This is a genomic window from Herbidospora mongoliensis, from assembly GCF_001570545.1.
Taxonomy (GTDB): Bacteria; Actinomycetota; Actinomycetes; order Streptosporangiales; family Streptosporangiaceae; genus Herbidospora; species Herbidospora mongoliensis.
This window is the reverse complement of the sequence record NZ_BBXD01000010.1, coordinates 145,745-171,026: the sequence shown is the minus strand read 5'-3', so window position 1 is coordinate 171,026 and position 25,282 is coordinate 145,745. Positions and strand designations below refer to the sequence as shown.

At 68.5% G+C, this 25,282-nt stretch carries 18 protein-coding genes; 3 read left to right on the top strand and 15 right to left on the bottom strand.

Features of this window, described 5'->3' with window-relative positions:
* Position 1: 1 nt before the first annotated feature.
* From ilvN to AW272_RS09550, 4 genes are all read right to left on the bottom strand, one after another.
* Complete coding sequence (gene ilvN, locus AW272_RS09565; protein WP_066362825.1) at positions 2-529, bottom strand: acetolactate synthase small subunit; 528 nt, start codon at positions 527-529, stop codon at positions 2-4.
* A complete protein-coding gene (locus AW272_RS09560) occupies positions 529-2,319 on the bottom strand; it encodes an acetolactate synthase large subunit (RefSeq protein ID WP_083958159.1) in 1,791 nt (596 codons plus the stop codon). The genes ilvN and AW272_RS09560 overlap by 1 nt, the downstream gene beginning before the upstream one ends.
* A gap of 152 nt (positions 2,320-2,471) precedes the next feature.
* Positions 2,472-5,126, bottom strand: coding sequence for a putative bifunctional diguanylate cyclase/phosphodiesterase (locus AW272_RS09555; RefSeq protein ID WP_245657360.1), 2,655 nt, complete (start codon positions 5,124-5,126; stop codon positions 2,472-2,474).
* A 150-nt stretch (positions 5,127-5,276) separates the two neighbouring features.
* Complete coding sequence (locus tag AW272_RS09550; protein ID WP_066362821.1) at positions 5,277-6,188, bottom strand: 2-hydroxyacid dehydrogenase; 912 nt, start codon at positions 6,186-6,188, stop codon at positions 5,277-5,279.
* 40 nt (positions 6,189-6,228) lie between these two features.
* Between AW272_RS09550 and AW272_RS09545 the strand changes: the two genes are divergently transcribed.
* Positions 6,229-7,320, top strand: a complete 1,092-nt coding sequence (locus AW272_RS09545; RefSeq protein ID WP_066362819.1) for a PQQ-dependent sugar dehydrogenase — start codon at positions 6,229-6,231, stop codon at positions 7,318-7,320.
* 3 nt (positions 7,321-7,323) lie between these two features.
* On the opposite strand, the gene AW272_RS09540 is transcribed toward AW272_RS09545, so the two are convergent.
* The 7 genes from AW272_RS09540 to AW272_RS09510 form a co-directional block, all read right to left on the bottom strand.
* Positions 7,324-9,162 (bottom strand): VanW family protein, encoded by a 1,839-nt coding sequence (locus tag AW272_RS09540; RefSeq protein ID WP_066362817.1) that lies wholly within the window; start codon positions 9,160-9,162, stop codon positions 7,324-7,326.
* A 770-nt stretch (positions 9,163-9,932) separates the two neighbouring features.
* Positions 9,933-11,441 carry an Asp-tRNA(Asn)/Glu-tRNA(Gln) amidotransferase subunit GatB gene (gatB, locus tag AW272_RS09535; protein WP_066362816.1) on the bottom strand — a complete coding sequence of 503 codons (1,509 nt, stop codon included), beginning with the start codon at positions 11,439-11,441 and terminating at the stop codon, positions 9,933-9,935.
* Positions 11,434-12,063 (bottom strand): DUF4276 family protein, encoded by a 630-nt coding sequence (locus tag AW272_RS09530; protein WP_066362814.1) that lies wholly within the window; start codon positions 12,061-12,063, stop codon positions 11,434-11,436. The genes gatB and AW272_RS09530 overlap by 8 nt, the downstream gene beginning before the upstream one ends.
* A gap of 5 nt (positions 12,064-12,068) precedes the next feature.
* On the bottom strand, positions 12,069-13,253 hold the full coding sequence (locus AW272_RS09525; protein WP_066362812.1) for an AAA family ATPase: 1,185 nt from the start codon (positions 13,251-13,253) through the stop codon (positions 12,069-12,071).
* 20 nt (positions 13,254-13,273) lie between these two features.
* Complete coding sequence (gatA, locus tag AW272_RS09520; protein WP_066362811.1) at positions 13,274-14,767, bottom strand: Asp-tRNA(Asn)/Glu-tRNA(Gln) amidotransferase subunit GatA; 1,494 nt, start codon at positions 14,765-14,767, stop codon at positions 13,274-13,276.
* Positions 14,764-15,063 (bottom strand): Asp-tRNA(Asn)/Glu-tRNA(Gln) amidotransferase subunit GatC, encoded by a 300-nt coding sequence (gene gatC, locus AW272_RS09515; RefSeq protein WP_066362810.1) that lies wholly within the window; start codon positions 15,061-15,063, stop codon positions 14,764-14,766. The genes gatA and gatC overlap by 4 nt, the downstream gene beginning before the upstream one ends.
* A gap of 76 nt (positions 15,064-15,139) precedes the next feature.
* Complete coding sequence (locus AW272_RS09510) at positions 15,140-17,233, bottom strand: putative bifunctional diguanylate cyclase/phosphodiesterase (RefSeq protein ID WP_066362808.1); 2,094 nt, start codon at positions 17,231-17,233, stop codon at positions 15,140-15,142.
* Positions 17,234-17,544: 311 nt separating this feature from the next.
* On the opposite strand from AW272_RS09510, the gene AW272_RS09505 reads away from it, so the two are divergent.
* Positions 17,545-18,954, top strand: a complete 1,410-nt coding sequence (locus AW272_RS09505; RefSeq protein ID WP_066362806.1) for a glycoside hydrolase family 6 protein — start codon at positions 17,545-17,547, stop codon at positions 18,952-18,954.
* A 413-nt stretch (positions 18,955-19,367) separates the two neighbouring features.
* Here the strand turns inward: AW272_RS09505 and ligA are convergent, their stop codons facing one another.
* The 3 genes from ligA to AW272_RS09490 are packed head-to-tail and all read right to left on the bottom strand — an operon-like array spanning position 19,368 to position 23,051.
* Positions 19,368-21,560 (bottom strand): NAD-dependent DNA ligase LigA, encoded by a 2,193-nt coding sequence (ligA, locus tag AW272_RS09500; RefSeq protein WP_066362805.1) that lies wholly within the window; start codon positions 21,558-21,560, stop codon positions 19,368-19,370.
* A 37-nt stretch (positions 21,561-21,597) separates the two neighbouring features.
* Positions 21,598-21,999, bottom strand: coding sequence for a hypothetical protein (locus tag AW272_RS09495; protein ID WP_066362803.1), 402 nt, complete (start codon positions 21,997-21,999; stop codon positions 21,598-21,600).
* 50 nt (positions 22,000-22,049) lie between these two features.
* Positions 22,050-23,051, bottom strand: a complete 1,002-nt coding sequence (locus tag AW272_RS09490; RefSeq protein ID WP_066362802.1) for a methionine synthase — start codon at positions 23,049-23,051, stop codon at positions 22,050-22,052.
* Positions 23,052-23,070: 19 nt separating this feature from the next.
* On the opposite strand from AW272_RS09490, the gene AW272_RS41880 reads away from it, so the two are divergent.
* Positions 23,071-23,703, top strand: a complete 633-nt coding sequence (locus AW272_RS41880; RefSeq protein ID WP_066362800.1) for an MBL fold metallo-hydrolase — start codon at positions 23,071-23,073, stop codon at positions 23,701-23,703.
* A 495-nt stretch (positions 23,704-24,198) separates the two neighbouring features.
* Here the strand turns inward: AW272_RS41880 and mnmA are convergent, their stop codons facing one another.
* Positions 24,199-25,281 (bottom strand): tRNA 2-thiouridine(34) synthase MnmA, encoded by a 1,083-nt coding sequence (gene mnmA / locus AW272_RS09480; RefSeq protein ID WP_275527289.1) that lies wholly within the window; start codon positions 25,279-25,281, stop codon positions 24,199-24,201.
* Position 25,282: the final 1 nt, after the last annotated feature.

The window sequence follows — 25,282 nt, the reverse complement described above, 5'->3', positions numbered from 1 at the left end:
CTCAGGCGGTCCGGTCCAGGGCCCGGAGCGAGCGGTCGGTGATCGACCGGGCACCGCGGCCGATGGCCACCATGCCCGACTGCACGAGTTCCTTGATGCCGAACGGCTCAAGGACGCGCACGAACGCCTCCAGCTTGTCGACGGTACCGGTGACCTCGATCGTGACCGCGTCAGGGGCGACGTCGACGCAGCGGGCCCGGAACAGGTTGACCAGTTCCAGGACGTGGCTGCGCGAGTCGGCGTCGGCCCGCACCTTGATCAGCATGAGTTCGCGCTGCACCGACTGGGTCATGTCCAGTTCGACGATCTTGAGCACGTTGACCAGCTTGTTGAGCTGCTTGGTGACCTGCTCGAGCGGCAGCTCATCGACGTTGACCACGATCGTCATCCGCGAGACGTCGGAGTGTTCCGTCGGGCCGACCGCGAGCGAGTCGATGTTGAACCCGCGGCGGCTGAACAGGGCCGAGACCCGCGCGAGCACGCCGGGCTTGTTCTCGACCAGAACGGAGAGGGTGTGCCTGGTGCTCATCAGTCCTCGTGCTCCCACTTCGGCGCCATGTCACGGGCGTACTTGATGTCGTCGTTGCTGGTGCCGGCGGCGACCATCGGCCAGACCATGGCGTCGGCGTGCACCACGAAGTCGATCACGACCGGCATGTCGGTGATCTCCATCGCCTTGCGGATGGTGTCGTCGACGTCTTCCGGCCGCTCGCAGCGCAGGCCGACGCAGCCGTAGGCCTCGGCCAGTTTGACGAAGTCGGGGATGCGGCGGGACGACTGGAGGTCGGTGTTGCTGTAGCGCTGATCGTAGAAGAGCGTCTGCCACTGCCGGACCATGCCGAGGTTGCCGTTGTTGATGACGGCGATCTTGATCGGCACACCTTCGAGCGCGCAGGTCGCGAGCTCCTGGTTGGTCATCTGGAAGCAGCCGTCGCCGTCGATGGCCCAGACTTCCTTGTCGGGACGGCCCATCTTGGCGCCCATGGCCGCCGGGACCGCGAAGCCCATCGTGCCCGCGCCGCCGGAGTTGATGAACGAACCGGGGTTCTCGTAGCCGATGAACTGGGCCGCCCACATCTGGTGCTGGCCGACGCCCGCGGTGTAGATGGCGTCGGGGCCGACCAGGGCGCCGATGCGCTCCATGATGTACTGCGGGGCCAGCGAGCCGTCTTCGTAGGTCTCGTAGCCGAGGGCGTAGGTCTCGCGGTAGGCGTCGAGGTGGCGCCACCACTCGGCGTAGTCGCCCTTCCTGCCGTCGGCCTTGATCGCCGCGACCAGGTCGGAGATGACCTCTTTGCAGTCGCCCACGATCGGCACGTCGGCGTGGCGGTTCTTGGAGATCTCGGCCGGGTCGATGTCGGCGTGGACGACCTTGGCGTGCGGCGCGAAGGTGTCGAGCCGGCCGGTGACCCGGTCGTCGAAGCGGGCGCCGAGCACGATCATGAGGTCGCTGCGCTGGAGCGCGCCGACCGCCGCGACCGTGCCGTGCATGCCGGGCATGCCGAGGTGCTGGCGGTGGCTGTCGGGGAAGGTGCCCCGGGCCATCAGCGTCGTGATGACCGGGATGCCGGTCAGCTCGGCCAGTTCGAGGAGCTCGGGCGACGCGGTCGCCTTGTGGACGCCGCCGCCCACGTACAGAACCGGGCGTTTGGCCTCGGCGATGAGCCGGGCCGCCTCCCTGATCTGCTTGGAGTGGGGACGGGTGACCGGGCGGTAGCCCGGGAGCTGCATCTGGACCGGCCAGGTGTAGGTGGTGGTCGCCTGGAGCGCGTCCTTGGAGATGTCGACCAGCACCGGGCCGGGACGGCCGGTCGCCGCGATGTGGAACGCCTCGACGATCGTGCGGGGGATGTCCGCGGGGTCGGTGACGAGGAAGTTGTGCTTGGTGATCGGCATGGTGATGCCGGAGATGTCGGCTTCCTGGAAGGCGTCGGTGCCGATGGCGGCAGAGGCGACCTGCCCGGTGATCGCGACGATCGGCACCGAGTCCATGTAGGCGTCGGCGATGGGGGTGACCAGGTTGGTCGCGCCCGGTCCGCTCGTGGCCATGCACACGCCGACGCGGCCGGTGGCCTGGGCGTAGCCCTCCGCGGCGTGCCCGGCGCCCTGCTCGTGACGCACGAGCACGTGCCGGACCTTCTTGGAGTCGTACAGGGGATCGTAAGCGGGGAGGATCGCACCGCCGGGGATCCCGAACACGGTGTCGACCCCGACCTGCTCCAGTGCCCGCACCAGGGCCTGAGCACCTGTCATCTGTTCGGTCATCGGCTCGTTCCTTGTGACTGAGCTGGGCGTGTTCCGGCATAAAAAATGCCCCATCCGCAGAGGCGGAGCTGGGGCGGCGCGCGCAGGACTTTGGACTTCGTCAGGCGCGCCTGCGAAGTACTACAAGAAGGATCCCACCGCGATGCATGGACCCACCTTGTCCGATGCAACGGGTGCTCGTCAAATCCCGTGATACACGAATCTCATCATGCGGACGCGGTGAGGCTGGTCCGCATGAGCGAATCGACCCCCTGGGCGGCCATCGGGCGGCCTACGAGATAGCCCTGACCTCGACTGCAGCCCATTTCACGGAGCAGATCGAGTTGTTCGGGACGTTCGATTCCTTCGGCGACCACAATCAGCCCCAGATCATGCCCAAGACGAACAATGGTGCGCGTGAGAAGGCTGAGTGTTTCATCGCGGCCGAGGCCGCTGACGAAGGAGGGGTCGATCTTGATGATGTCGACCGGGAGCTGGCGCAGCAGGGCGAGGGAGGCGTAACCCGTACCGAAATCGTCGATCGCGAGGCGGACGCCGAGCGCCCGGAGGTCGGAGAGCTTACCGATGGTGTCCTCGGCGTCCTCGACGAGCATCTCCTCGATCACCTCAAGAGTGAGGGCGCTCGGGGGCAGACCGCTGTCGGCCAGGGCCTCCGAGACGGTCTCGACGAAGCCGGCGGCCATGATCTGGCGCTTGGACAGGTTGACCGACAGGCCGATGTCCCAGTTGGCCGCGCGCCATTCGGCCACCTCGCGGCAGGCCTCGCGCAGGATCCACTCGCTCAGCGGCACGATCAGGCCGGTGTCCTCGGCGGTGCCGAGGAACTGCTCGGGCGGGGTGAACTCGCCGTTGCCCCGGCACCAGCGCACCAGCGCCTCGACGGCGGTGACGCGCGAGGTGGCCAAGTCGACCACGGGCTGGTATTCGATCGCGAACTGCTGGTCGAGCAGCGCCCGCTGCAGGTCGGCGGCGGTCTCCAGACGGCGTACGGCTTCGGCGTGCATGTGGGCTGCGAAGACCTCGACGCGGCGCCCGCCCAGCCCCTTGGCCCGCGCCATCGCCACATCGGCATTGCGCAGCAGGTCGGCGGCGGAGGTGCTGGGCTCGGTGAAGGCCACCCCGACGGAGGCGGTCAGCGCGATGTCGCGGTCGGCGACCCGGAACGGCTCCTGCGAGACGGCCCGGACCAGCCGTTCGGCCAGGTCGACGACCATCTGCGCGTCGGCCCCCGCCTCCAGCAGCACGGCGAACTCGTCGCCGCCCCACCGGGCCAGCGTGTCGTCGGCCCGCAGCGCCTGCCGCAGCCGCCGGGCGGCCTGCCCGAGCAGGTAGTCGCCGCTCGCGTGGCCCACGGAGTCGTTGACCCCGGTGAACCCGTCGAGGTCGAGGAAGATCACGGCGGTGCCGGCCGAGCGGGCGAGCACCTCGCGGGTGCGCTCCTCGAAATAGGCCCGGTTGGGCAGCCCGGTCACACCGTCGTGGAAGGTCAGATGGGTGACCTGGTTGCGCAGCGCCACCTGGTCGGAGACGTCGCGGGTGGTCACCAGGATCAGGTCTTCGCGCCGGACGTCGCGGGAGGCGACCGACTCGGTGGGCCGCCAGGTCCCGTCGGCGGCGCGGACCCGGCAGGCCAGCCGGCAGGTGCCGTAGCGCTCGGTGCCCTCGTCTTCGGCGACGTTGCGCAGCAGCGCCTGGATGCCCGGCACGTCTTCGGGATGGACGTAGTCGACGATCGGCTTGCCGAGCAGGTCGCCGGGCGCGTAGCCGTAGGTGGTCTCGACGCCGTCGCTGATCTCCTGTACGACCCCCTCGAGGTCGACCATCAGCACGACGTCACCGGTGTTCTCGGCGAGCTGCCGCAGCTGCCGCTCGGTCACGATCATCTGCCGCTTCATCCCGTCGGCGGACAGCATGACCACGAGCAGCCGGGCCAGCAGCACGGCGACGGCCGACACCGAGACGATCGGCAGCAGCACGTCACCGGTCGCGGCGGCGGCCTTCACGGCCACCACGGTCACGGCCGCGAGCACGAGGGCGTAGGGGACGGCGGTGATCACCACGGGCGGGGTCGCGGCGTTGCGCTGGTCGGAGGGCACCCGGCGGCGTCCGGTCTCCTCGATCCACGGCGCCACGGCCAGAGCGACGAAGCCGAGCGGCGCGACCAGCCCGGCCGGGACCACCGGGTCGACGCCGTTGAGGCGGGCCACGGCCGTGGCCAGCTCGGCCACCGTGACCGCGAACAGCACCGAGAGCCCGGCCAGCCCGACCGCGCGGTTGGCCGCCCGGGAGATCGCCACGAACGGAGCCGCGGCGCAGGTAGCCAGCAGGCACAGCACCGGCAGCGCGAGCGTGGTGTAGAAGGCGCCCGGCTCCTCGGCCTTGGCGAACATCGGCGCGAGCAGCAGCGCCCAGGTGATCGCGAACAGGGAGGCGGCCGACAGGTAGCCGTCGCTGATCTGCCGGAACAGCCCCCGGCTCTGCGGCGGCGGCAGCGAGGTCAGCCAGCAGCCGATCATCATCAGCAGGGCCCCGACCAGGAGCATCAGGTCGGCGAAGGTGAGGACGAAGGCGGTGCCCTCGGCGACCGGGCGCACGCCGATGCCGGCCAGCCAGGTGAGCGCGCCACCCGCCAGCCACCGCCAGCCCACGGCCTCTCTGCGGTCACTCGTAGAACGGTCGCCCGTGATGATCCGGCCCGAGGCCACGACCAGGGAGACCGCTGCGAGCAGGCCCGTCACCAGGCCCGCCACCGCCGTCACCGCGGAAGCCGATCCCCCCGCGATCAGGGCAGCGGCGATGATCACCGCGCCGAGCCCGGCAGCGGCGATGAGCGAGACCCTGGGGTCACGCGTGCCGTTCACGCTCGTCGCCCTTTACTTCCGGTCACATCGTCAGTTTGCGCGCCGGTGCCGCCCCTGATGAGGACATCGGCCCAGTCGTCACCGATCTGATAAACAGGAATTCACGGTACGGACCCGAGGTCACGGCCCCGCTACGGTCCGGAACCAGATTCAGTAGCCCCCGCTGATGATATTGGTCAGCGGATGCCCCTCGTGCAGCCTGCGCAACTGGGCCTCCACGAACACCAGGGCCCTCCTGGTCGAGGCCGGGGTGCTGCCCGCGACGTGGGGGGTGAGGAACAGGTTGGGCGCCTTCCAGAGCGGATGACCTTCGGGCAGCGGCTCGGGATCGGTGACGTCGAGCGCCGCTCGGAGCCGGCCCGACTCGAGTTCGGCCAGCAGCGCGCCGGTTTCGACGACGGGCCCGCGGGCGGCGTTGACGAGCAGGGCGCCGTCTTTCATCCGGGCCAGGAACGCGGCGTCGACCATGCCCCTCGTGCCCGGTGTGGCCGGCACGAGCAGCACCACGACGTCGGCCCTGGGCAGCAGTTCGGGCAGTTCGTCCTCGCCGTGGACGCCGTCGCGCGCGCTTCTGGCCACCCGGACGACCTCCACCTCGAACCCGGCCAGCCGGCGTTCGAGGGCGGCGCCGATGGAGCCGTACCCGAGAATGAGAACGGTGGAGTCGGCCAGGACACCGGTGTGCTGGTAGGCCCACCGGCCCCGTTCCTGGGCGCGGACGAAGGCCGGGAACTCACGCAGCGTCGCGATCATCGCGCCGACCGCCCACTCGGCGGTTCCCGCGTCGTGGACGCCCCTGGCGTTGCACAGCAGCACACCATCGGGGACGTGGGGCAGGTAGGGTTCGACCCCGGCGGTAACCGTCTGGATGAGGCGCAAACGTGTCATCCGCGACAGCAGCTCCGAGATGTCCGGCACCGGGATGAGCGGGGGAACCCACACCTCGACGTCCTGCGCACCGGGCGGTTCGGGGTGGTCTCGCCCGTCGAAAACCGCATATTCGACGTCGGCCAGGTCAGTCGGCACTGCGGACTCGGCCTGCGGGGCCACCCAGATCTTCACGGGACTTAACCCTAATGACTGACACAGGAGGGTGTGACTGATGCGCGTAGGCCGGACCGGGCTGCTCACGCTGGCGGCGGCACTGACGGTGAGCTGCACCGCGGAGACCGGAGTGGGCACGGGCGTGACGCCCACCCCCCTCGCGGCGACGGCCGCGACCTCCGCTCCCCCCGCAGACGGCCCGCGCACTCTGGTCGAGGGCCTCGAGGTCCCCTGGGCCATCGCGTTCCTGCCCAACGGCGACGGCCTCGTGACCGAGCGCAACTCCGGGCAGATCGTCCAGGTGGCCGCGTCGGGCCGCAAGACCGAGATCGGGACGGTCGACGGGGTGGCCGCGTCCGGGGAGGGCGGCCTCATGGGCATCGCGGTCTCTCCCTCGTACGACGAGGACCAGCAGATCTTCGTCTACTTCACCTCATCCACGGACAACCGGATCGTCCGCTACCGCTTCGACGGCACGCTGTCCGACCCGCAGCCGATCGTGACCGGCATCCCGAAGGGCGGCAACCACAACGGCGGCCGCCTTGCCTTCGGCCCCGACGGTTTCCTGTACGCCTCCACGGGCGAGATCGGCGACCGCGGTCTGTCCCAGAACCGCGACTCCCTGGCCGGGAAGATCCTCCGCATGACGTCCGACGGGAAACCGGCCCCCGAGAACCCGTTCGGCAGCCTGGTCTGGAGCATGGGTCACCGCAACGTCCAGGGCCTGGCCTGGGACGAGAGCGGCAACATGTACGCCACCGAGTTCGGCCAGAACTCCTTCGACGAGGTCAACCTGATCCGCGCGGGCGGCAACTACGGCTGGCCCGAGGTCGAGGGCGTCGCCGCCGACGACCGCTTCGTGAACCCGCTGGTGACGTGGTCGACCGACGAGGCCTCGCCGTCCGGGCTGGCCTATGCCGGGCACGCGGTGTGGGCGGCGGGCCTGCGCGGCGAGCGGCTGTGGAAGGTCCCGGTGACCCAGGACGGGGTGGCGGGACGGCCGGAGGCGCTGTACGAAGGTGAGTTCGGCCGCCTGCGCTCGGTGGCGACGGCGCCTGACGGATCGTTGTGGGTGGGCACGAGCAACCGCGACGGCCGGGGCGACCCGAAGAACGGCGACGACCGCATCCTGGTCATCCCGGTGCGCTGACGCCTAGCTCGTTTCAGTGGAGGGGCAGACGATCTCGGCCCGGGGCTTGTAGATCGTCTTGATGTACTCCGGGGGCTCGGCCGTGCCGTCGAGGCGGACGCGTTCGCGGGTCGTCATGATCATGAAGCCGCTGCTGCCCACCAGGGGCACACAGCCCACCTCCGGCCCCTTGATCTTCGGGGCGGGGGTGAACCGGGTGCGGGCGCTCTGGGTGATCTTCACGGTGAAGGTCTTGGTCCCCCACAGGGACACCTTCATCACCGTGTCGGTGGCCGAGGCCTGGATGAGCACCCCGTAGTCGGTGTTGTTGCGCCAGACCAGGTCGGGTTCCGGATAGGAGACGACCACCTCGCGCCCGGCCGGATAGGGCGGCAGGAACGACTCGTGCGGCACCGCCTCGACGATGTCGAGGCCGCTCCCGAGCGCGGCGTTGAACAGGACCGTCCCGGCGACCGAGATCCCCGGGACGTCCTGGCCGCTACGCCCCCGTATCTCGATCGGCTCGCCGAGACCGACGAAGCCGGACACGCCCTCACGGCGCCCGGTGACCTGGTTCAGGGAGAACGTCTCGCCGGGCCGGATGATCAGGCCGTTGACACGCCGGACGGTCTCCTTGATGTTCTCCACGCGCGGCTGGCAACAGGTGTAGCTCATGTCGACCCGGACCAGCTCGGCCTCGATGCCCAGCGAGGCGGCCTCTTTGTCGTCGAGGCCGGGCCTGAGCTCGGTCAGCGGCACGGTCACGACCCGGTCGGTCTCCCGGCCGAGGACGGTGATGATCTGCGCGCCCAGTTTGGAGGTGTCGATCCCGATCCCGGGACGTCCGGGCACGAGTTCGGGCCGTCCGCCGGTGGTGTCGAAGGTCGCGTCGCGGGGGGCGTCCTGCGCGGGCACGAACCGCATCCCGCGCGTCGCCACGGCCGCGTCGAACCGGGGTTCCAGCCCGCCGGTCTCTCCCGGCTCGAAGCTCAGCGCCGCCGCGATGTCGGTGGGCGTGAGCTGTAGCGACGTGCCCGCATTGGTCAGCGTGACCGGTGCCGCGACCGCCTTGCGCGCCCACGCGACCGCCCGGTTCACCCCGTCCTTCGTCACGCGGGGCGTGGCCTTGGCCGGTTTCACGTCGACGATGATGTCGGGGTTCAGGTAGGCGCTCCGCACCGCCCCCGCGACCCGGGGCACGTCGAGCGCGGTCCCTTCCTCCGGATAGACCGGCTCGGGCCGGAGCCCGTCGAACGTGATGCCGCCTTCGACCATCGGCTGCTCGATGCCGCGCGCCAACTGGGTCGAGATGACCTCACCCAGCCGGTTGCTGTCGACCCGGACGACCGGGGTGACCTCACGCCCGTCGGTCATCGCCCGCCAGACGTCGAACGGGCTGGGGAACCCGATGGGCAGCGCCTGCACCGTCTCCGGAACGTTGATCGTGAGCCCGCTCTTCTCCGGGCTGATGCGCTCACTCTTGGTCCCGTCACGGACCACGATCGCGTTCGTGGCCGGCCCGACCAGGCCGGTGGTCAGCCTCTGGGTGGCCTCGGCGGCGGTCATCCCGCCCACGTCGACGCCGAGCACGGTGGTCCCGGGGTAGACGTGACCGGCCATGAGGAAGGCCGGGACGGCGTACAGGACGGCCAGCACCCCGGCCACGACGAACAGACACGGCCGCACCCAGCGGACCTTCGGCTCGTCATCGGGCAGATCATCGAGCATGGGGGGCGGCGCGGTCGTCCAGCCCCTGCGCCTGGCCGCGACCGGCCAGACCTCGACCTTGGCCGGCGGCGGTAACGACGCGTCGGGGGGAGGCGTCTTGACGAGGGGCGCGCTGCCGAAGATGTCCGATGACACGCCGGGAGGCAGTGTTCCACCTGCGCGAACGGGGTGCTTACGTGCGGAAACCGCCCCGGAATCCGCTGCGAACGGATCCGTCGGCGGGTCGATGGACGCTTCGGCGTTCCGCACGCCTTGCTCTCCTCCGGCTCAGGGGAAACTCCCGTTCAGTTAACCCTAAAGCACCCTCTTCTGGATATGTCGTGAAAACATGAGGTTCGGCCTGTCAGGAGTCATGTCAAGGGGTCGCGAACGGCGGAATCGGGGCAAGACATCGGACTTCTCATATCGAAGCCAGGGCGCGGGGACCCTTGGCCCGTCAGGGAACTGTCATGACTCATTCGCTCCAGGGGTGCCAGCGGATGAAACGAATCATGAATTAGTGGCAGAACCATTCGCCGTCATGCGCCGGGGCGGGGGTTGGGGCCCGTGTCAACCTTGCCCGTTCCCTGTGTAGTGCGGATGCGGGCGGTCAACATCGGATACGACCGGGATTAGGGGAGAACATGATCCACTGATCCGTCGCGGCGTGACTCTGCGGCGAACGATACGGCGGGAGCAGGAACGAATCGGGCCCGTCGCGGCGTGGCGCGGGAACGGGCGACCGACAACTGCTGAGATGGCGCCGAACCTGGTCCGTTGCGGCGAGGTGCGGGAGCGGGTGGTTGGTGCCGGATATGGCGAGGGCCGGAAGCGGTGGGCGGGGCCGGGCAGTCGGAGCCGTAACGGAAGAAAGAGTCTTGAAGGGGCGTCCGGGCCTGTAAGCCACAGGCCCGGACGCTCCCGTTCTATTCGCTGACGCCCAGCTTTTCGAGGATGAGGGTGCGGGCGCGCCCGGCGTCGGCCTTGCCTCGGCTGGCCTTCATGACGCCGCCGACCAGGGCACCGACTGCGGCGATCTTGCCACCACGGATCTTCTCGGCGGCGGCGGCGTTGTCGGCGATGACCTGGTCGATGATGGCCGACAGCTCGCCGTCGTCGTTGACGATCTTCAGACCGCGGGCCTCGACGACCTCGTCCGGGGAGCCTTCGCCCGCCAGGACGCCTTCGAGGACCTGACGCGCCAGCTTGTCGTTCAGCGCGCCCGACTTCACCAGTTCGGTCACGCGGGCGATCTGCGCGGGCGTGATCGGCAGGTCGTGCAGGGTGACGCCGCCCTCGTTGGCGCGGCGGGCGAGCTCGCCCATCCACCACTTGCGCGCGTCGGCCGCCGGGGCGCCGGCCTCGACCGTGGCCTCGACCAGGCCGAACGCGTCGTTGTTGTGCATGGCTTCCATGTCGAGGTCACTGACGCCCCACTCCGACTGCAGGCGCGCGCGACGGACCGACGGCAGCTCCGGCAATTCAGCCTTGAGCTGGGCGACCCACGCCGTGTCGGGGGCGATCGGGACCAGGTCGGGCTCGGGGAAGTAGCGGTAGTCCTGCGCCTCTTCCTTCGAACGGCCCGACGTGGTCAGGCCGGTGTCCTCGTGGAAGTGGCGGGTCTCCTGGATGATCCGGCCGCCGCCGGCCAGGATCGCGGCCTGCCGCTCGATCTCACCGCGGACCGAGCGGTCGATGCTGCGGAAGGAGTTGACGTTCTTGGTCTCGGTACGGGTGCCCCACTCCTTCGAGCCGCGCGGCATCAGCGAGACGTTGACGTCACAGCGCATCGAACCCTGGTCCATGCGGACATCCGAGACACCGAGGGTGCGCATGACCTCGCGCAGCTCGGTCGCGTAGGCGCGGGCGACCTCGGGGGCGAGCCGGTCGGTGCCCTCGATGGGCTTGGTGACGATCTCGACGAGCGGGATGCCGGCCCGGTTGTAGTCGACGATCGAGTGATCGGCGCCCTGGATGCGGCCGGTCGCGCCACCGACGTGGGTGGACTTGCCGGTGTCCTCCTCGAGGTGGACGCGCTCGATCTCGATCCGGACCGCCTTGCCCTCGACGATGATGTCGAGGTAGCCGTCGAAGCAGAGCGGCTCGTCATACTGGCTGATCTGGTAGTTCTTCGGCATGTCCGGATAGAAGTAGTTCTTCCGGGCGAACCTGCACCACTCGGCGATCGAGCAGTTGAGAGCGAGGCCGATGCGGATCGTCGACTCGATCGCCGCCGCGTTGGCGACCGGCAGGGCTCCGGGGAAGGCCAGGCAGGTCGGGCAGACGTGCGTGTTCGGCGGGGCGCCGAAGGTCGTCGGGCAGCCGCAGAACATCTTCGAGTTGGTGCCGAGCTCAACGTGGGTCTCCAGGCCGAGCACCGGCTCGAACCTCTCCAACGCCTCGTCGTACGGCATGAGTGTCGGCGTGTCAGCCATGCTGATAACCCAGTCCTTCCAGAGCTTTGATCATGTCGGCCCACCACTGCCGGAAGGACGGCACCTTCTTCAGCACGGCAATGTCAGTAGCTTCGGCCATGGATACGTAGAAATTGCGAAGAACACCGGTCTTACTGGGGTTCATTCCAGCGTCGTTCTTCAGCAGCGCGGCCAGCGTCGCTTTCGGGTCCGGACAACCCTCAGCGGCGGGACCGGCGGGGATATTCGTTACGAACTTCCGCACGCATACAACCCGGGAGATCGCGGCCTGGTCGGCGAGGATCCAGGCTTCCGTTTCTCTCATCGGGACTACTGCGACCATCGGCTCGGGCGACCTCACGGACTCCCAGGCCTGGACCATACGGCGGATGGTCTCATCCGATTTGGCGGGCGGGGCGCCGTCGTGGTGGTAAAGGACCACGTCGAAGGTGCCCCGCTCGGCATCAAGGGCCTTGAGCACCGTATCGGGGTGCTGATTACCCGCCTTGGGGAGGCTGCGAATCTCCTGGACCTCCCGGCAGGCCGGGAAGTCCTCGATGACCATCGTCTCCAGAGCCCGGCGCAGCAAGATCGGCAGAAACCAATCGTCGCTAGGGCCTTCACGGATGAGGACGCAGCTCACGCTTCTCACCCGACCGGCTCCTCGATACCGACGCGGAAGCGGTCGAGTTCGGAGTCGGTGACTCTGGCCCAGCGCTCGCCTTCGACGGAGGCAGGACCGCCTTCGTCGCGGAGTCGACGGGCTCGAGTCACCCGGCTCGGGGCACCGTTCTCGATGACCGTGGTCATGTCGAAGTAGGCGATATTCTCCCGCGGGACCGCATCGAGAACCACTGGAGCGTGGCTGGTGAAGATCACCTGACGGTCTCCTTCGAGGTCCTGCGCGATCACCAGCAATTGCCTCAGCCTCTCGGGAAAGACCCCGTTCTCCGGCTCCTCGACGGCGGCCAGTCCGATGTCGTGCAGAACAGCCAGCATCGCGAGAATGCGCAGCGTCCCATCGGAGGCCAACTCCGCGCTCAAATCGTCCTGGTAGGGCGAGGAGAACCCGATCCGGACGTCGCGGCGGGCCTCATCGACGATGACCTCGAATTCGGTGACCTCTCTGACCAGCCCCGCCAGATGCATGGCGATCTCGCTGAGCACCCCACGTGGACGCTCGGGTGACGCGGTTTTCCGGCCCATCCCCAAGAGATAGTTGGGCAGATGTCTTCCGGCTGGAGTGAGAGCCGATCCCCCGCCGATCCGGCTGGCCTGGCGAAGGGCTCCCGCCTCGAGGTGCAGAGCGCGGATCAAACTGAGCTCGCGCCCTATGAGAAGGAATCCGACCCTGTCGTTGTCTTCATCAGGAAGGTCGTCAGGGGAGCCCAATAGGTTGTGGGTCCCTGGGGTCACTGGGAACCAATCACCCAATTCCGGCTCTTGATCCGAACGGCCAAATCCGGAAGCGATGCGCTGCGACCTGACGACGATGCCATCGAGCAGGTCAGCCCGGATCCCCCAGGCGAACTCGACTTCATAGCGAGCCCGCGTATGGAACCCCTCGCGGACATCGCTCATCTCCAGGGCGAACCACATGCTGTCGACAACGCTGCCGTCTCCGCGCCGCCGGAAGAGCCCACGAGCGTCGCCACGCCCCAAGTCCACTGCAGCATCGAGATCTTCGGTTGCGGCGGTCGACAGGAACGTCAGCGCATCAAGCAAGTTTGACTTGCCGCTGGCGTTCGTACCGATGAGGACGAGAAAGGGCGGCACGTCGAGCGCGAAGTTCTCGAACGACTTGAAGCCGTCGATCTCGATGCGAGTGATCATGCCGCCCTCCTTCCCTGTTTCTACAGAGCCGGAGCCTTGGACAGCAGCGGCCCGCCCCAGCGGGACTCGAACGCGCGCTCCACAGCCGCGCCAACCCGGTAACACCGATCGTCACCAAGCACCGGAGCCATGATCTGCAGCCCGACCGGCATCCCGTCTTCATCGGCGAGACCACAAGGCACCGACAGGGCCGCGTTCCCAGCGAGGTTCGACGGAATGGTGCACAGGTCAGCCAGATACATGGCCATCGGGTCGTCGGCCCGCTCCCCGATCGGGAACGCCGTGGTCGGCGTCGTCGGCGAGATGAGCACGTCCACATGCTGGAACGCGGCCTCGAAGTCACGCGAGATCAACGTGCGAACCTTCTGAGCCGACCCGTAGTAAGCGTCGTAATAGCCAGAGGACAACGCGTAAGTCCCCAGCATGATCCGCCGCTTGACCTCAGGCCCGAACCCAGCGGCCCGGGTCAAAGCCATGACCTCTTCAGCCGACCGAGTGCCGTCGTCCCCCACCCGAAGCCCGTATCGCATCGCATCGAACCGAGCCAGGTTCGACGAACACTCGGAAGGAGCGATCAGGTAGTAAGCCGGCAGAGCGTAGGTGAACGAGGGACAGGACACCTCGACGACCTTCGCACCCAGCGACTCAAGCAGCTCAACGGATTCCTGGAACCGAGCGAGAACGCCAGGCTGGTAGCCATCGCCACCGAATTCCTTGACGACACCGACCGTCAGACCCGCGACGTCACCCTGCCGAGCGGCCTCGACCACAGAGGGAACCGGCTGGTCGATCGAGGTCGAGTCCATCGGGTCGTGCCCGGAGAACGCCTCGTGGAGAAGCGCGGCGTCCATGACATTGCGCGCGAACGGCCCAGGTGTGTCGAGCGAGGAGGCGAACGCGATCAGCCCATATCGAGAAGACCCACCGTAAGTGGGCTTCATCCCGACGATCCCGGTCACCGCGGCAGGCTGGCGGATGGAACCGCCGGTGTCCGTGCCGGTGGAGAGCGGCGCCTCGTAAGCGGCCACCGAAGCGGAGGCGCCACCCGAGGAGCCACCGGGGATCCGAGTGAGATCCCAGGGGTTGTGCGTAGGTCCGTAAGCCGAGTTCTCGGTGGAGGACCCCATCGCGAACTCGTCGAGGTTCGTCTTCCCGAGGATGACCAGCCCGGCCTCGCGCAGACGGCGGGTGACCGTCGCGTCGTAGGGCGGACGCCAGCCTTCGAGGATCTTCGACCCGGCGGTGGTCGGCATGTCCTTCGTCGTGAAGACGTCCTTGTGGGCGATCGGCACGCCGGCCAGCGGCCCCAGTTCCTCGCCGGCGGAACGCCGGGCGTCGATGGCGGCGGCCTGGGCCAGGGCCGACTCCGCACCCACGTGCAGGAACGCGTGTACTCGATCTTCCACAGCCGCGATCCGGTCAAGATGCGCCTGCGCGACCTCGACGGCGGAGACCTCACCGGAGGCGATCAGGGCGCCGAGCTCGGAAGCGGTCTTCTTGATCAGCTCGCTCACGCCTCCTCCCCAAGGATCCGGGGCACGCGGAAACGGTCGTCCTCAACGGCAGGCGCGCCAGAAAGGGCCTGCTCATTGGTGAGGCTGGGGGCGACGACGTCAGGCCGGAACACATTCGTCAACGGCAGCGCGTGCGACGACGGCGGGATGTCGGCGGTGGCGACCTCGGCCACGCGCGCGACCGCGCCGACGATCTGGTCGAGCTGGGCGGCGAAGTGGTCGAGTTCCTCGTCGGCCAGCGCCAGCCGGGACAGCCGGGCGAGGTGAGCGACCTCGTCGCGGGTTATGGCAGACATAAGTCGTTTAACCCGATTCCTGGGTGGAGTGTGGACACCTCATCCTAGGGCGCGCCGCAGCCCCTCCTCGACGCACTTACTCCACTGTGGACGTGGCCATCGGCAGCCGCATACGCGACCGCAGCCACACGACGGCCTCCTCGGCCGGCATCGGCTCGGCGAGCCACCAGCCTTGCCCGGCATGGCACCCCATTCCACGCAATTGCGCGGCGATGTCGGCGGATTCCACGCCTTCGGCCACGGCACGCAATCCGAGCGACCGCACCAGATCGATGATCGAGCGCACGATCCGCTCGTCGTCGGCCGACTCGCCCAGTTTCCGGACGAACGAGGCGTCGATCTTGACCTCGTCGACCTGGAGTCGTTGCAGCCGGACGAGCGTCGAGTAGCCGGTGCCGAAATCGTCCAGCGCGAGGGGAACGCCCAGTTCCGCCAGCGTGCGGATGGTGTCGGCCGAGTAGGCCTGGTCGGTCATCAGGATGCGCTCGGTGACCTCGAGGTGGATGGCCTTGGCGGGCAGCGAATAGCGGGCCAGACCCGCTGCGAGCTGGTCGGGGAGGCCGGAGTCGAGCAGGTCGCGGGCCGAGACGTTGACCGAGATCGGGACTTCCAGGCCGGAGTGCCACCAGCGGGCGGCCTGGTCGAGGGCCTTGGCGATGACGTACTGGGTGATTTCCCGCATCAGGTAGGACTGCTCGGCCAGCGGGATGAACTCGGCCGGCGAGACGGGGCCGCGGACCGGGTGCCACCAGCGCAGCAGCGCCTCGACGCCCTCGACCCGGCCGTCCTGGAGCGCCACCTTGGGCTGGTAGTGCAGTTCGAGTTCGGCCTTGTCGATGGCCCGGCGCAGGTCGCCGAGCAGGCTGAGGCGCTCCGGAGAGTTGCGGTCGCGTTCCGCGACATAGAACTCGACGCCCGAGCGGGCCTCCTTGGCCATGTACATCGCCACGTCGGACCGCTGGAGCAGCAGCTCGAAGTCCGGCGCGTGGTCGGGATAGAGGGCGATGCCGATGGAGGCGTCGAGATCGAAGGTCATCCCTTCGAGCCGCACCGGTTCGGTCAGCGCCACCCGCAGGCGGGAGGCCACTTCCTTGGCCGCCTGGGCATCCCTGATCTGGGGCAGCAGTACGGCGAACTCATCGCCCCCCAGACGCGCGACGACGTCACCGGGCCGCACGGAGTGGGTCAGCCGATGGGCCACGATCTGGAGCAGCAGGTCGCCGACCGGGTGTCCCAGGGTGTCGTTGACCTCTTTGAACCGGTCGAGATCCAGCAGGAACAGCCCCACCCGTTCGTCTTCCCGGGCTTCGGCGAGTGCTTCCTCCGTACGGAGAATGAGCAGTTTGCGGTTCGGAAGCCCGGTCAGGCCGTCGTGCATCGCCTGGTGGTCGCGCCGCATCGACAGCGTGGCGGTGAAATAGACGGCCGCGAGCGGCGCCACGAACAGCGGCACCAGCCCGGCGGAGTGCTCCATCACCACGACGACCAGCGGCGCGAGGCCCAGCAGCGCGCCGTAGACGAGACCCTGCGGGATGAGCGAGGTCTTCACCACCCGGAGCACGGACTTGCGCTCGTGCAGTGCCACCGCGCCGCACACCAGAAGGCCTCTGACCAGGAAGTACGCCAAGCCGGCGAGCACGATGGCCGGGATGTCGGCCCCGCTGGGGGTCCAGGTGTGCAGGGGCCCGGGGTGCACGCCGAACATGCCGAACGTGACGGCGGCGGCGAGGCAGGCGAGCGTGACCTGGGCGACGTTGAACGCGATCCGGTGCCAGGATCGTCGATGGACGAGCCCGCTGACCAGCATCGCGACCGCCTGCATGATCGCGGCGGCGGAGAGTCCGTAGTGCATCAGCACTGCGAACGTGAACATTGTCGAGGTGGGGGTGCCCCCGACAAGCGCGGACGAACTCACCATCACCGGGCGCAACTCACCCAGGAAGACCAGCGCGACCAGCACCCAGAAGAGAGGTTCCGCGGCGAGCATCCCCAGCTCGGGGCCGCCCAGACGGGCGCTCGCGACCATGAGGGCGGTCAGGCCGATCGTGATGATCGCCGCGAAGTAGGTCCACAGGGGCGAGCCCGGCCTTGGCCCGGCGTCCCGCGTGTCGGGCGGCCCGGAGGCACGGCCGGTTGGCCCGGTCGTATCGCCGATCTCAGGACATGGCATGAGATGGCGCGCAATTGCAGTCATCGTTGAGAAACCCCCCAAGAGGTCACTATGGGAGGGTACGGCCTACGGGCCACTTCGCGAAACCGCTTGGGCACAGTCAGTTACGGGATATTTCGTGCGATGAGTTGATCTAGCACCTTCGCACTGAAAGTTTCAGACGCCCAGATAGCCGTTTCTACCGTGTTGCCTGGGTGTTTCATGTTGGGACTCCGTCCTAATCCGGCCCAGGCCTTCAGGTGGCCCTGTTCTGATGGTTAGATCGCCGCAACCCGGTGGGAGCGCTCCCACATTCTGGGACGGAGAATCTCATGTTACGAAGAAGATCCTTGACGGCAGCAATCGCCGCCGCCGTCGCCGCCCTGGGAATGGGCGCCGCAGTGCTCACCACATCGGCGGCCAGCGCCGCCGACTCGGTGTTCTGGGTCGACCCCGACACGAGCGCAGCGAGATGGGTGGCCGCCAACCCCAACGACTCGAAGACGGCCGTGATCCGCGACCGCATCGCAGCGGTCCCCCAGGGACGCTGGTTCACCACGACGAACACCTCGGCGGTCCGCTCGCAGGTCAGCAGCTACACGGCCGCTGCCGCGTCGGCGGGCAAAATCCCGATCATGGTGGTGTACAACATCCCCAACCGTGACTGTTCCGGCGCTTCGACGGGTGGCGCCCCCAACCACACGGCCTACCGCGCCTGGATCGACGAGGTCGCGGCCGGCCTGCAGGGACGCCCGGCCTACATCATCCTCGAGCCCGACGTCCTGCCGATCATGACCAGCTGCATGAACAGCCAGCAGCAGAGCGACGTGCGCGCGTCGATGGCGTACGCCGGCAAGAAGCTCAAGTCGGGATCGTCGCAGGCCAAGGTCTACTTCGACATCGGCCACTCGGCGTGGCTGGGCGCCCAGGAGGCGGCCAACCGGCTCCTCCAGTCGGACATCGCCAACTCGGCCGACGGCATCGCGCTGAACGTGTCCAACTACCGCACGTCGTCGGAGTCGGTCGCGTACGCGAAGAACATCATCTCCGCGACGGGCATCTCCCGCCTGAAGGCCGTGATCGACACCAGCCGCAACGGCAACGGCCCGCAGGGCAGCGAGTGGTGCGACCCGTCCGGACGCGCGACGGGAACGTGGAGCACGACCGCCACCAACGACTCGGCGATCGACGCCTTCCTGTGGATCAAGCTCCCGGGCGAGGCCGACGGCTGCATCGCGGGCGCCGGTCAGTTCGTGCCGCAGCGCGCCTATGACCTGGCGATCGCGGCTCCGTACACCCCGCAGCCCAGCCCCACCCCGTCACGGACGCCGACGCCGACGCCCACCCCGACGCCCACTCCCACGCCGACCCCCACGCCGACCCCGACCCCGACTCCGACGCCCACCCCCACTCCCACGCCGACCCCCACCCCGGGTGGGAAGGCTTGCGCGGCGACCTACCGGGTCATCAACCCGTGGGGCGGCGGCTTCCAGGCTGAGGTCACCGTCCGCAGCAGCGGCAGCGCCGCGCTCACCGGCTGGCGCGTGAACTGGACGTTCGCCAACGGCCAGACCATCACCCAGCTGTGGAGCGGCACCCACACCCAGTCGGGCGGCAACGTCCAGGTGACCAACCTCAACTGGAACGGCAACCTCGCCCCGAACGCCAGCACCAACTTCGGCTTCACGGCCAACTCGGGCAGCACCAACAACACGCCCTCGGTGACCTGCACCGCGCTCTGACCCCCGAACACTGCGGGCCGCACCGACCCACTTGAGGCCCCCGCAGACCGAGGCCACCTATCCCGGCCCAGAAGCCCGGGATGGGTGGCCTCTTCCATTCCTTTGATCTTGTACGCGCCCTCGACCGGAGCCATCCAGCGCCCATCCAGCCGGAACCACCGACAACGAAGCCGCGGCCTCTTCCGTCGCGCGACCCGAGCCGCCGTGGAGCCCGTATACGGCAGGGATTTCGGCCGGAAGCCGAATCCGCGACACCGCCGCCCGACGCCTCGCGGAACTGGAACGACAACCACCCCGGCCCCTCGGCTGCCTCATAGCGATGCACCGGCACGCGATCAACGACGACCGCCGACTGCATCCGCCCCCGCAGGTTCTACAGGCCGCCCCGCGCACACCCGGCAGCCGGGCGGCTCCTACTTCTCCTCGACGACCGCGATCCCCCGCGCCGCCTCGACCCCCTGCGTCACCAGCACCTGAAACCCGTCCTCATCGAGGATCGGCACCTTCAGCGTCACCGCCTTGTCGTACTTGGACCCCGCGTTCTCCCCCACGACGACGAAGTCTGTCTTCTTGGACACCGAAGCCGTCACCTTCCCGCCCCGTGAAGTGATCTCCGCAGCCGCCTCGTCGCGGCTGAAGTCGGCGAGCGTCCCCGTGACCACGAAGGTCAACCCGGCCAGGGTCTGGGGCATCGCGTCGACGGGTTCCGGGTCTTCCATCACGACCCCGGCCGCCCGCCACCGATCGACGATCTCGCGGTGCCAGTCGACCTCGAACCACTCCTTGATCGTCTCGGCCACCCGGGCGCCGATGCCCTCGACCTCCGCCAGTTCCTCGACCGAGGCCTCGGCGATGGCCCGGATCGAGCGGAACTCCTTGGCCAGCGCGGTGGCGGTGGGCAGGCCGACGTGCCGGATCGACAAGGCCACCAGCACCCGCGCGACCGGCGCCTCTTTGGCCTTCTCCAGGTTCTCCAGCATGGTCAGGGCGTTTTTGCTCGGTGCTCCCGACTTGGTGGCGAAGAAGGCCACCACCTTCTCCTCGCCCGTGGCGGGGTCGAGTTTGGCCAGGCCGGTGTCCTGGTCGCGTACGAAGGACTCGATCGGCAGCAGTTGCTCGATGGTCAGGTCGAAGAGGTCCGCCTCGGTGCGCATGACGGGTTCCTGCGGGCGCAACGGCTGGGTGAGGGCGGTGGCCGCGACGTATCCGAGGCCCTCGATGTCGAAGGCGTTGCGCCCGGCCGCGAAGAAGATCCGTTCACGGAGTTGGGCGGGACAGGCCCGGGTGTTGGGACAGCGCAGGTCGGCGTCGCCCTCGCGCTCGAAGGCGAGCTCGGTGCCGCATTCGGGGCAGTGCGTGGGCATCACGAACGCCCGCTCGCTGCCGTCGCGAAGGTCGGCCACCGGCGCCACGATCTCGGGGATCACGTCGCCGGCCTTGCGCAGGACGATCGTGTCGCCGATCAGCACACCCTTGCGCACCACTTCCGACCCGTTGTGCAGGGTCGCCCGCTCGACCGTCGACCCGGCCACGACCACCGGCGTCATCACGCCGAAGGGAGTCACCCGCCCGGTACGCCCGATGCCGACCTGGATGTCGAGGAGCTTGGTCGTGACCTCTTCGGGCGGATATTTGTAGGCGATCGCCCATCGGGGAAACTTGCTCGTCGAGCCCAGTTGCCGCTGCACGTCGACGCGGTCGAGCTTCACCACCACGCCGTCGATCTCGTATTCGGTGTCGTGGCGGTGATCGGCGTAGTAGTCGACGAACTCCTGGACCTCGGCCATCGTCGCGACGACCTTGTATCGGTCGCTGACCGGCAGCCCGAACGACTTCAGCCGGTCGTACATCTCCGACTGAGCCTTCGGCGGGGCCGCGCCCTGCCACACGCCGACGCCGTGGACGATCATCCGCAGCTCCCGCTGCGCGGTGATCTGGGGGTCCTTCTGCCGGAGCGACCCGGCGGCCGAGTTGCGGGGATTGGCGAAAAGCTTCTTCCCCGCCTCCCCGAGCTGCTCGTTCAGCTTCTCAAAACCCCAGACCGGCAGGTAGACCTCGCCTCGGACCTCCATGAGATCGGGGACGTCGTCACCGGCGAGCCGCTCCGGCACGTCGGAGATGGTGCGGACATTGGCCGTCACGTCCTCCCCGACCGTCCCGGTTCCCCGGGTGGCGGCCCGGACCAGGCGTCCCTTCTCATAGACCAGCGCGACGGCCAGCCCATCGATCTTCAGTTCGCACAGATAGGGCGCGGGATCACGTTCGGCGAGCTTCAGGGCCCGCCCCTGCCAATCGGTCAGATCGGCCGTGTTGAACGCGTTGTCGAGGCTCTCCAGCCGCCGCAGATGTTCGACGGTGGTGAACTCGGGGGAGACCGCTCCCCCGACCTTCTGCGTCGGCGAATCGGGGGTGCGCAGCTGCGGCCGCCGCTCCTCGATGGCGGTGATCTCCCGCATCCAGGAGTCGTATTCGGCGTCGCTGACCGTCGGCGCATCCTGCCCGTAGTAGCGGGCGCTCGCCTGCTCGATCAGCTCGGCGAGCTCCGCGTGCCGCCTGCTGAGCTCGGCTTCTTCCGGAGTCAGTTCCGGCGCGGTCCCCTCAGTCATGACAGCAATCTATCGCCGCCCACCGACTTTCCCGAGCTCAGCCGCCCTGCGCCCAGACCCCCGCGTAGGCGGAGCAATGCCCGCTAACCCCCTTCTTCGTCCCCCGGCAGACCTGCGCTTCGACGCTGAGGACATGTCCGGTTCTGAGGGCGGCCGTGCGCCATCCGGTCTTGCAGTTCTTGTACGACTTCTGCACCGTCTTGCCCTGGTCCGTGAGGTACCGGAACCGGACCCATGTGCACTGACCGCCCGCCGTGGTGTCGTACAGGCGACCGGTGATCTTCAGCCCCGACGAGGTGCTCACGATTTTGCCGTTCGTGATCTTCCCTTTGCCGTCGGTCGACTTCACCGGCCCCCAGCTCCAGGTGTCCGCGACGGCCGGGGAAGCAGCGAGGAGGAGGGCGGCGACAACCGCGCCGGTGGTGAGAAATATCCGCATATACGAATAAATAGCAGCCCCACCTTGCCGTTCGGTTGCAAGATCGAAAACTACTCCTCTTCGGGATTCTCCCGCAGCACCCGCGCCGCCTCACGGCACTTCGCCAGCGCCGCCTTCGCGTACGCGGGTGAGCCCCCCGCCAGCCCGCAGGCGGGCGTCAGCACGACCTGGCGGGTCAGGTCCTCCGGCCTGAACCCCAGCCGCCGCCACAGCTCCAGCGCCGGCCTGGCCACCACGTCGATGTCGGGCAGCTTGCTGTCGGTGCCGGGCACGACGCCCAGGAAGAAGGCGATCCCGTTCTCGATGGCCGACCCCATCAGGTCCTCGTCGCGCCGCCGCATGAGGCTCGCGTCGATCGAGATGCCCTTGGCTCCGGCCGTACGGATGACCTTCAGCGGCACCGCCGGTGCGCAACAGTGCACGATCGGGAAGTCGGCGACCGACAGCACCTGCCCGAGCCCCGCGGCGGCGATCGGCCCGTCGACCGTCCTGAGGCGGCCGAACCCCGACGCGGTCGGCACCGTCCCGGTCAGCACCCCCGGCAGCCCAGGCTCGTCGACCTGCACCACGAGGGTGGCCCCGGGAACCCGTTTCCGCACGTCGGCGATGTGTGCCGCGAGCCCCTCGGCGAGCGACTCGGTCACCTCCCGAACGGCCCCGGAGTCGGCGAGGATCTTGTCGCCGTAACGCAGCTCGATCGCCCCCACCAGCGTCCATGGCCCGCAGATCTGGATCTTCAGCGGTCCGGTGTACCCGTCGGCGACCTCCTCCAGGGCGTCGAGATCCCGGAGCAGGTGATCACGCGCCCGCTTGTGGTCACGCCCCGGCCGGTCGACCATCCGCCAGCCCGAGGGCTGCACCTCGGCGGGCAGTTCGACGAGAAGCGAGGCGGTACGCCCGATCATGTCCGCCCCCACCCCCCGCATCGGCAACTCGGGCAGATAGGGCATCGGCAGCTCATCGAACACGGTCCGGAGCGCCTCGAGATTATCTTCGCCAGGGTGGGAGCCGACCCCGGTCGCGGCGGCCTGGTCCCATGGGTACGAATGCACGAGGTCTAGCTTAGGAACTATGAAGCTCACCAAACTCGGCCATGCCTGCTGGCGCTTCGAGAAGGACGGCCGCGCGTTCGTCCTCGACCCGGGCAGCTTCAGCGGTACCGGCCTGCTCGACGGCGCGGAAGCCGTCCTGATCACCCACGAGCACGTCGACCACGTCGACCAGAACCTGATCAAGTCAGCCAGCCCCGACCTGGAGATATGGACCTGCAACGGGGTCGTGAACGCCCTGGGCGAGGTCCCCGTGAAGATCCAGACGGTCCGCGAGGGCGACGTCTTCGACGTGGCCGGCTTCACGGTCCGCGTCATCGGCGAATGGCACGCCCCGACCGTCCCCGACGCCCCGATCATCCAGAACATCGGCTTCCTGATCGACGACCGCGTCTTCTACCCGGGCGACGCCCTGACCGACCCGGGCGTGGCCGTGGAGACCCTGCTGGTCCCGTCGAACGCGCCGTGGCTGCGGGTGTGGGACTTCGTCGAATACCTGAGGGCCGTCCGCCCGAACCACGCCTTCTCCACCCACGACGGGCTGGTCAACGAGATCGGCGGAGGCATGATCGACAACTTCCTGGCCGCCGAGGCCAAGAACCAGAAGGCCGACATGCGCCGCCTCAAGCCAGGCGAATCCATCGAATTCGCCTAATCCGGCTGCCACTCAAAGATCTTTCTCCGTTACGGCTAACGCCTGGCCGGCCCCGACCACCGCCGCCGGCACCCGCCGCATCCGGCGCCAACCACCCGCTTCCGCACCACCCAGCAACGCCGGCACGTGGGCCTCTTCATGCGGTTGTCACGAAATTTCGGGCGGCATGGGATCGAGTGGTCGCAGACAACCCGGCCCGGACTCGCTGCCGCTCCGTTTGCGGGTGTCACGAAATTTCGGGCGGCGTGGGATCGGGCCGTCGCAGACAACCCGGCCGGTACTCCCTGCCGCTCCGTTTGCGGTTGTCACGAAATTTCGGGCCGCGTGGGATCGAGCCGTCGCAGACAACCCGGCCCGGACTCTCGCGACTCGGTTTGGCGAAAGTGACGACGTCGCGGCGCGGAGCGGAAGCGGCCGGTTGACGCCGGATGCGAGGCGCGCCGACGGCGGCGGGCGGTGCCGGAGTAGGCGGAGCCGTAACGGAGAAAGAGCTTCTCAGGCCGCCGAAGAGATCGTCGCCGACCCGATCACGGTGTCGCCGTGGTAGAGCACAGCTCCCTGACCTGGGGCGACGCCACTGGCAGGCGCCTCAAGGGTGATGTGGACATCACCCTCGCCGACTCGAACCCGAGCGGGATAGACCTCGCCGTGCGCCCGCAACTGCACCAGGCATCCCAGCTCCCCATCAGGAGCCTCAACCGGCCCATTCCAGACAGGCTTGGTCCCGATGATGGACGTCACCTCGAGCGCCGCCCGGGGCCCGACCGTCACCGTGTTGGACACCGGCTCGATCGACAGCACGTAACGCGGCCGCCCATCAGCGGCCGGCCGGTCGATGCTCAGGCCCTTGCGCTGCCCGATCGTGTAGCCGAAGGCCCCGCCGTGGGTCCCGACGACCTGCCCCGACAGCGCGTCGACGATTGGCCCCTCGGAGGCGCCGAGCCGATCGGCGAGGAACGCCCGGGTATCGCCGTCGGCGATGAAGCAGATGTCGTGGGAGTCGGGCTTGTCGGCGACGGTCAGCCCCCGGCGAGCGGCCTCTTCACGCACCTGGGCCTTGGTGGAGTCGCCCAGCGGGAAGATCGCGTGGGAGAGCTGCTCGCGGGTCAGCACCCCGAGCACGTAGGACTGGTCTTTGCCCTCGTCGGGCGAGCGCCGCAGCAGCCCGTCGTCGAGCCGTGCGTGGTGCCCGGTGGCGACGGCGTCGAAGCCGAGCGCGAGCGCCCGATCGAGCACCGCCTCGAACTTGATCTTCTCGTTGCAGCGCAGGCACGGGTTCGGAGTCCGCCCCGCGGCGTATTCCGCCACGAAGTCTTCGACCACGTCGCGGTGGAAGCGTTCCGCCATGTCCCACACGTAGAACGGAATGCCGATCACGTCGGCCGCACGGCGCGCGTCGCGGGAGTCTTCGACGGTGCAGCACCCCCGCGCGCCGGTGCGGTAGGACTGCGGATTGGACGACAGCGCGAGGTGCACGCCGGTCACGTCGTGGCCCGCCTCGGCGATGCGAGCGGCGGCCACGGCCGAGTCGACGCCGCCGGACATGGCGGCGAGCACACGCAGAGGCTTGAATTCCATA

Coding starts and splice junctions, on each gene's coding strand:
- ilvN (WP_066362825.1), bottom strand. CDS start 529: ATGAGCACCAGGCACACCCTCTCCGTTCTGGTCGAGAACAAGCCCGGC.
- AW272_RS09560 (WP_083958159.1), bottom strand. CDS start 2,319: ATGGGGCATTTTTTATGCCGGAACACGCCCAGCTCAGTCACAAGGAAC.
- AW272_RS09545 (WP_066362819.1), top strand. CDS start 6,229: ATGCGCGTAGGCCGGACCGGGCTGCTCACGCTGGCGGCGGCACTGACG.
- gatB (WP_066362816.1), bottom strand. CDS start 11,441: ATGGCTGACACGCCGACACTCATGCCGTACGACGAGGCGTTGGAGAGG.
- AW272_RS09525 (WP_066362812.1), bottom strand. CDS start 13,253: ATGATCACTCGCATCGAGATCGACGGCTTCAAGTCGTTCGAGAACTTC.
- gatC (WP_066362810.1), bottom strand. CDS start 15,063: ATGTCTGCCATAACCCGCGACGAGGTCGCTCACCTCGCCCGGCTGTCC.
- AW272_RS09510 (WP_066362808.1), bottom strand. CDS start 17,233: ATGCCATGTCCTGAGATCGGCGATACGACCGGGCCAACCGGCCGTGCC.
- AW272_RS09505 (WP_066362806.1), top strand. CDS start 17,545: ATGTTACGAAGAAGATCCTTGACGGCAGCAATCGCCGCCGCCGTCGCC.
- ligA (WP_066362805.1), bottom strand. CDS start 21,560: ATGACTGAGGGGACCGCGCCGGAACTGACTCCGGAAGAAGCCGAGCTC.
- AW272_RS09495 (WP_066362803.1), bottom strand. CDS start 21,999: ATGCGGATATTTCTCACCACCGGCGCGGTTGTCGCCGCCCTCCTCCTC.
- AW272_RS41880 (WP_066362800.1), top strand. CDS start 23,071: ATGAAGCTCACCAAACTCGGCCATGCCTGCTGGCGCTTCGAGAAGGAC.
- mnmA (WP_275527289.1), bottom strand. CDS start 25,281: ATGGAATTCAAGCCTCTGCGTGTGCTCGCCGCCATGTCCGGCGGCGTC.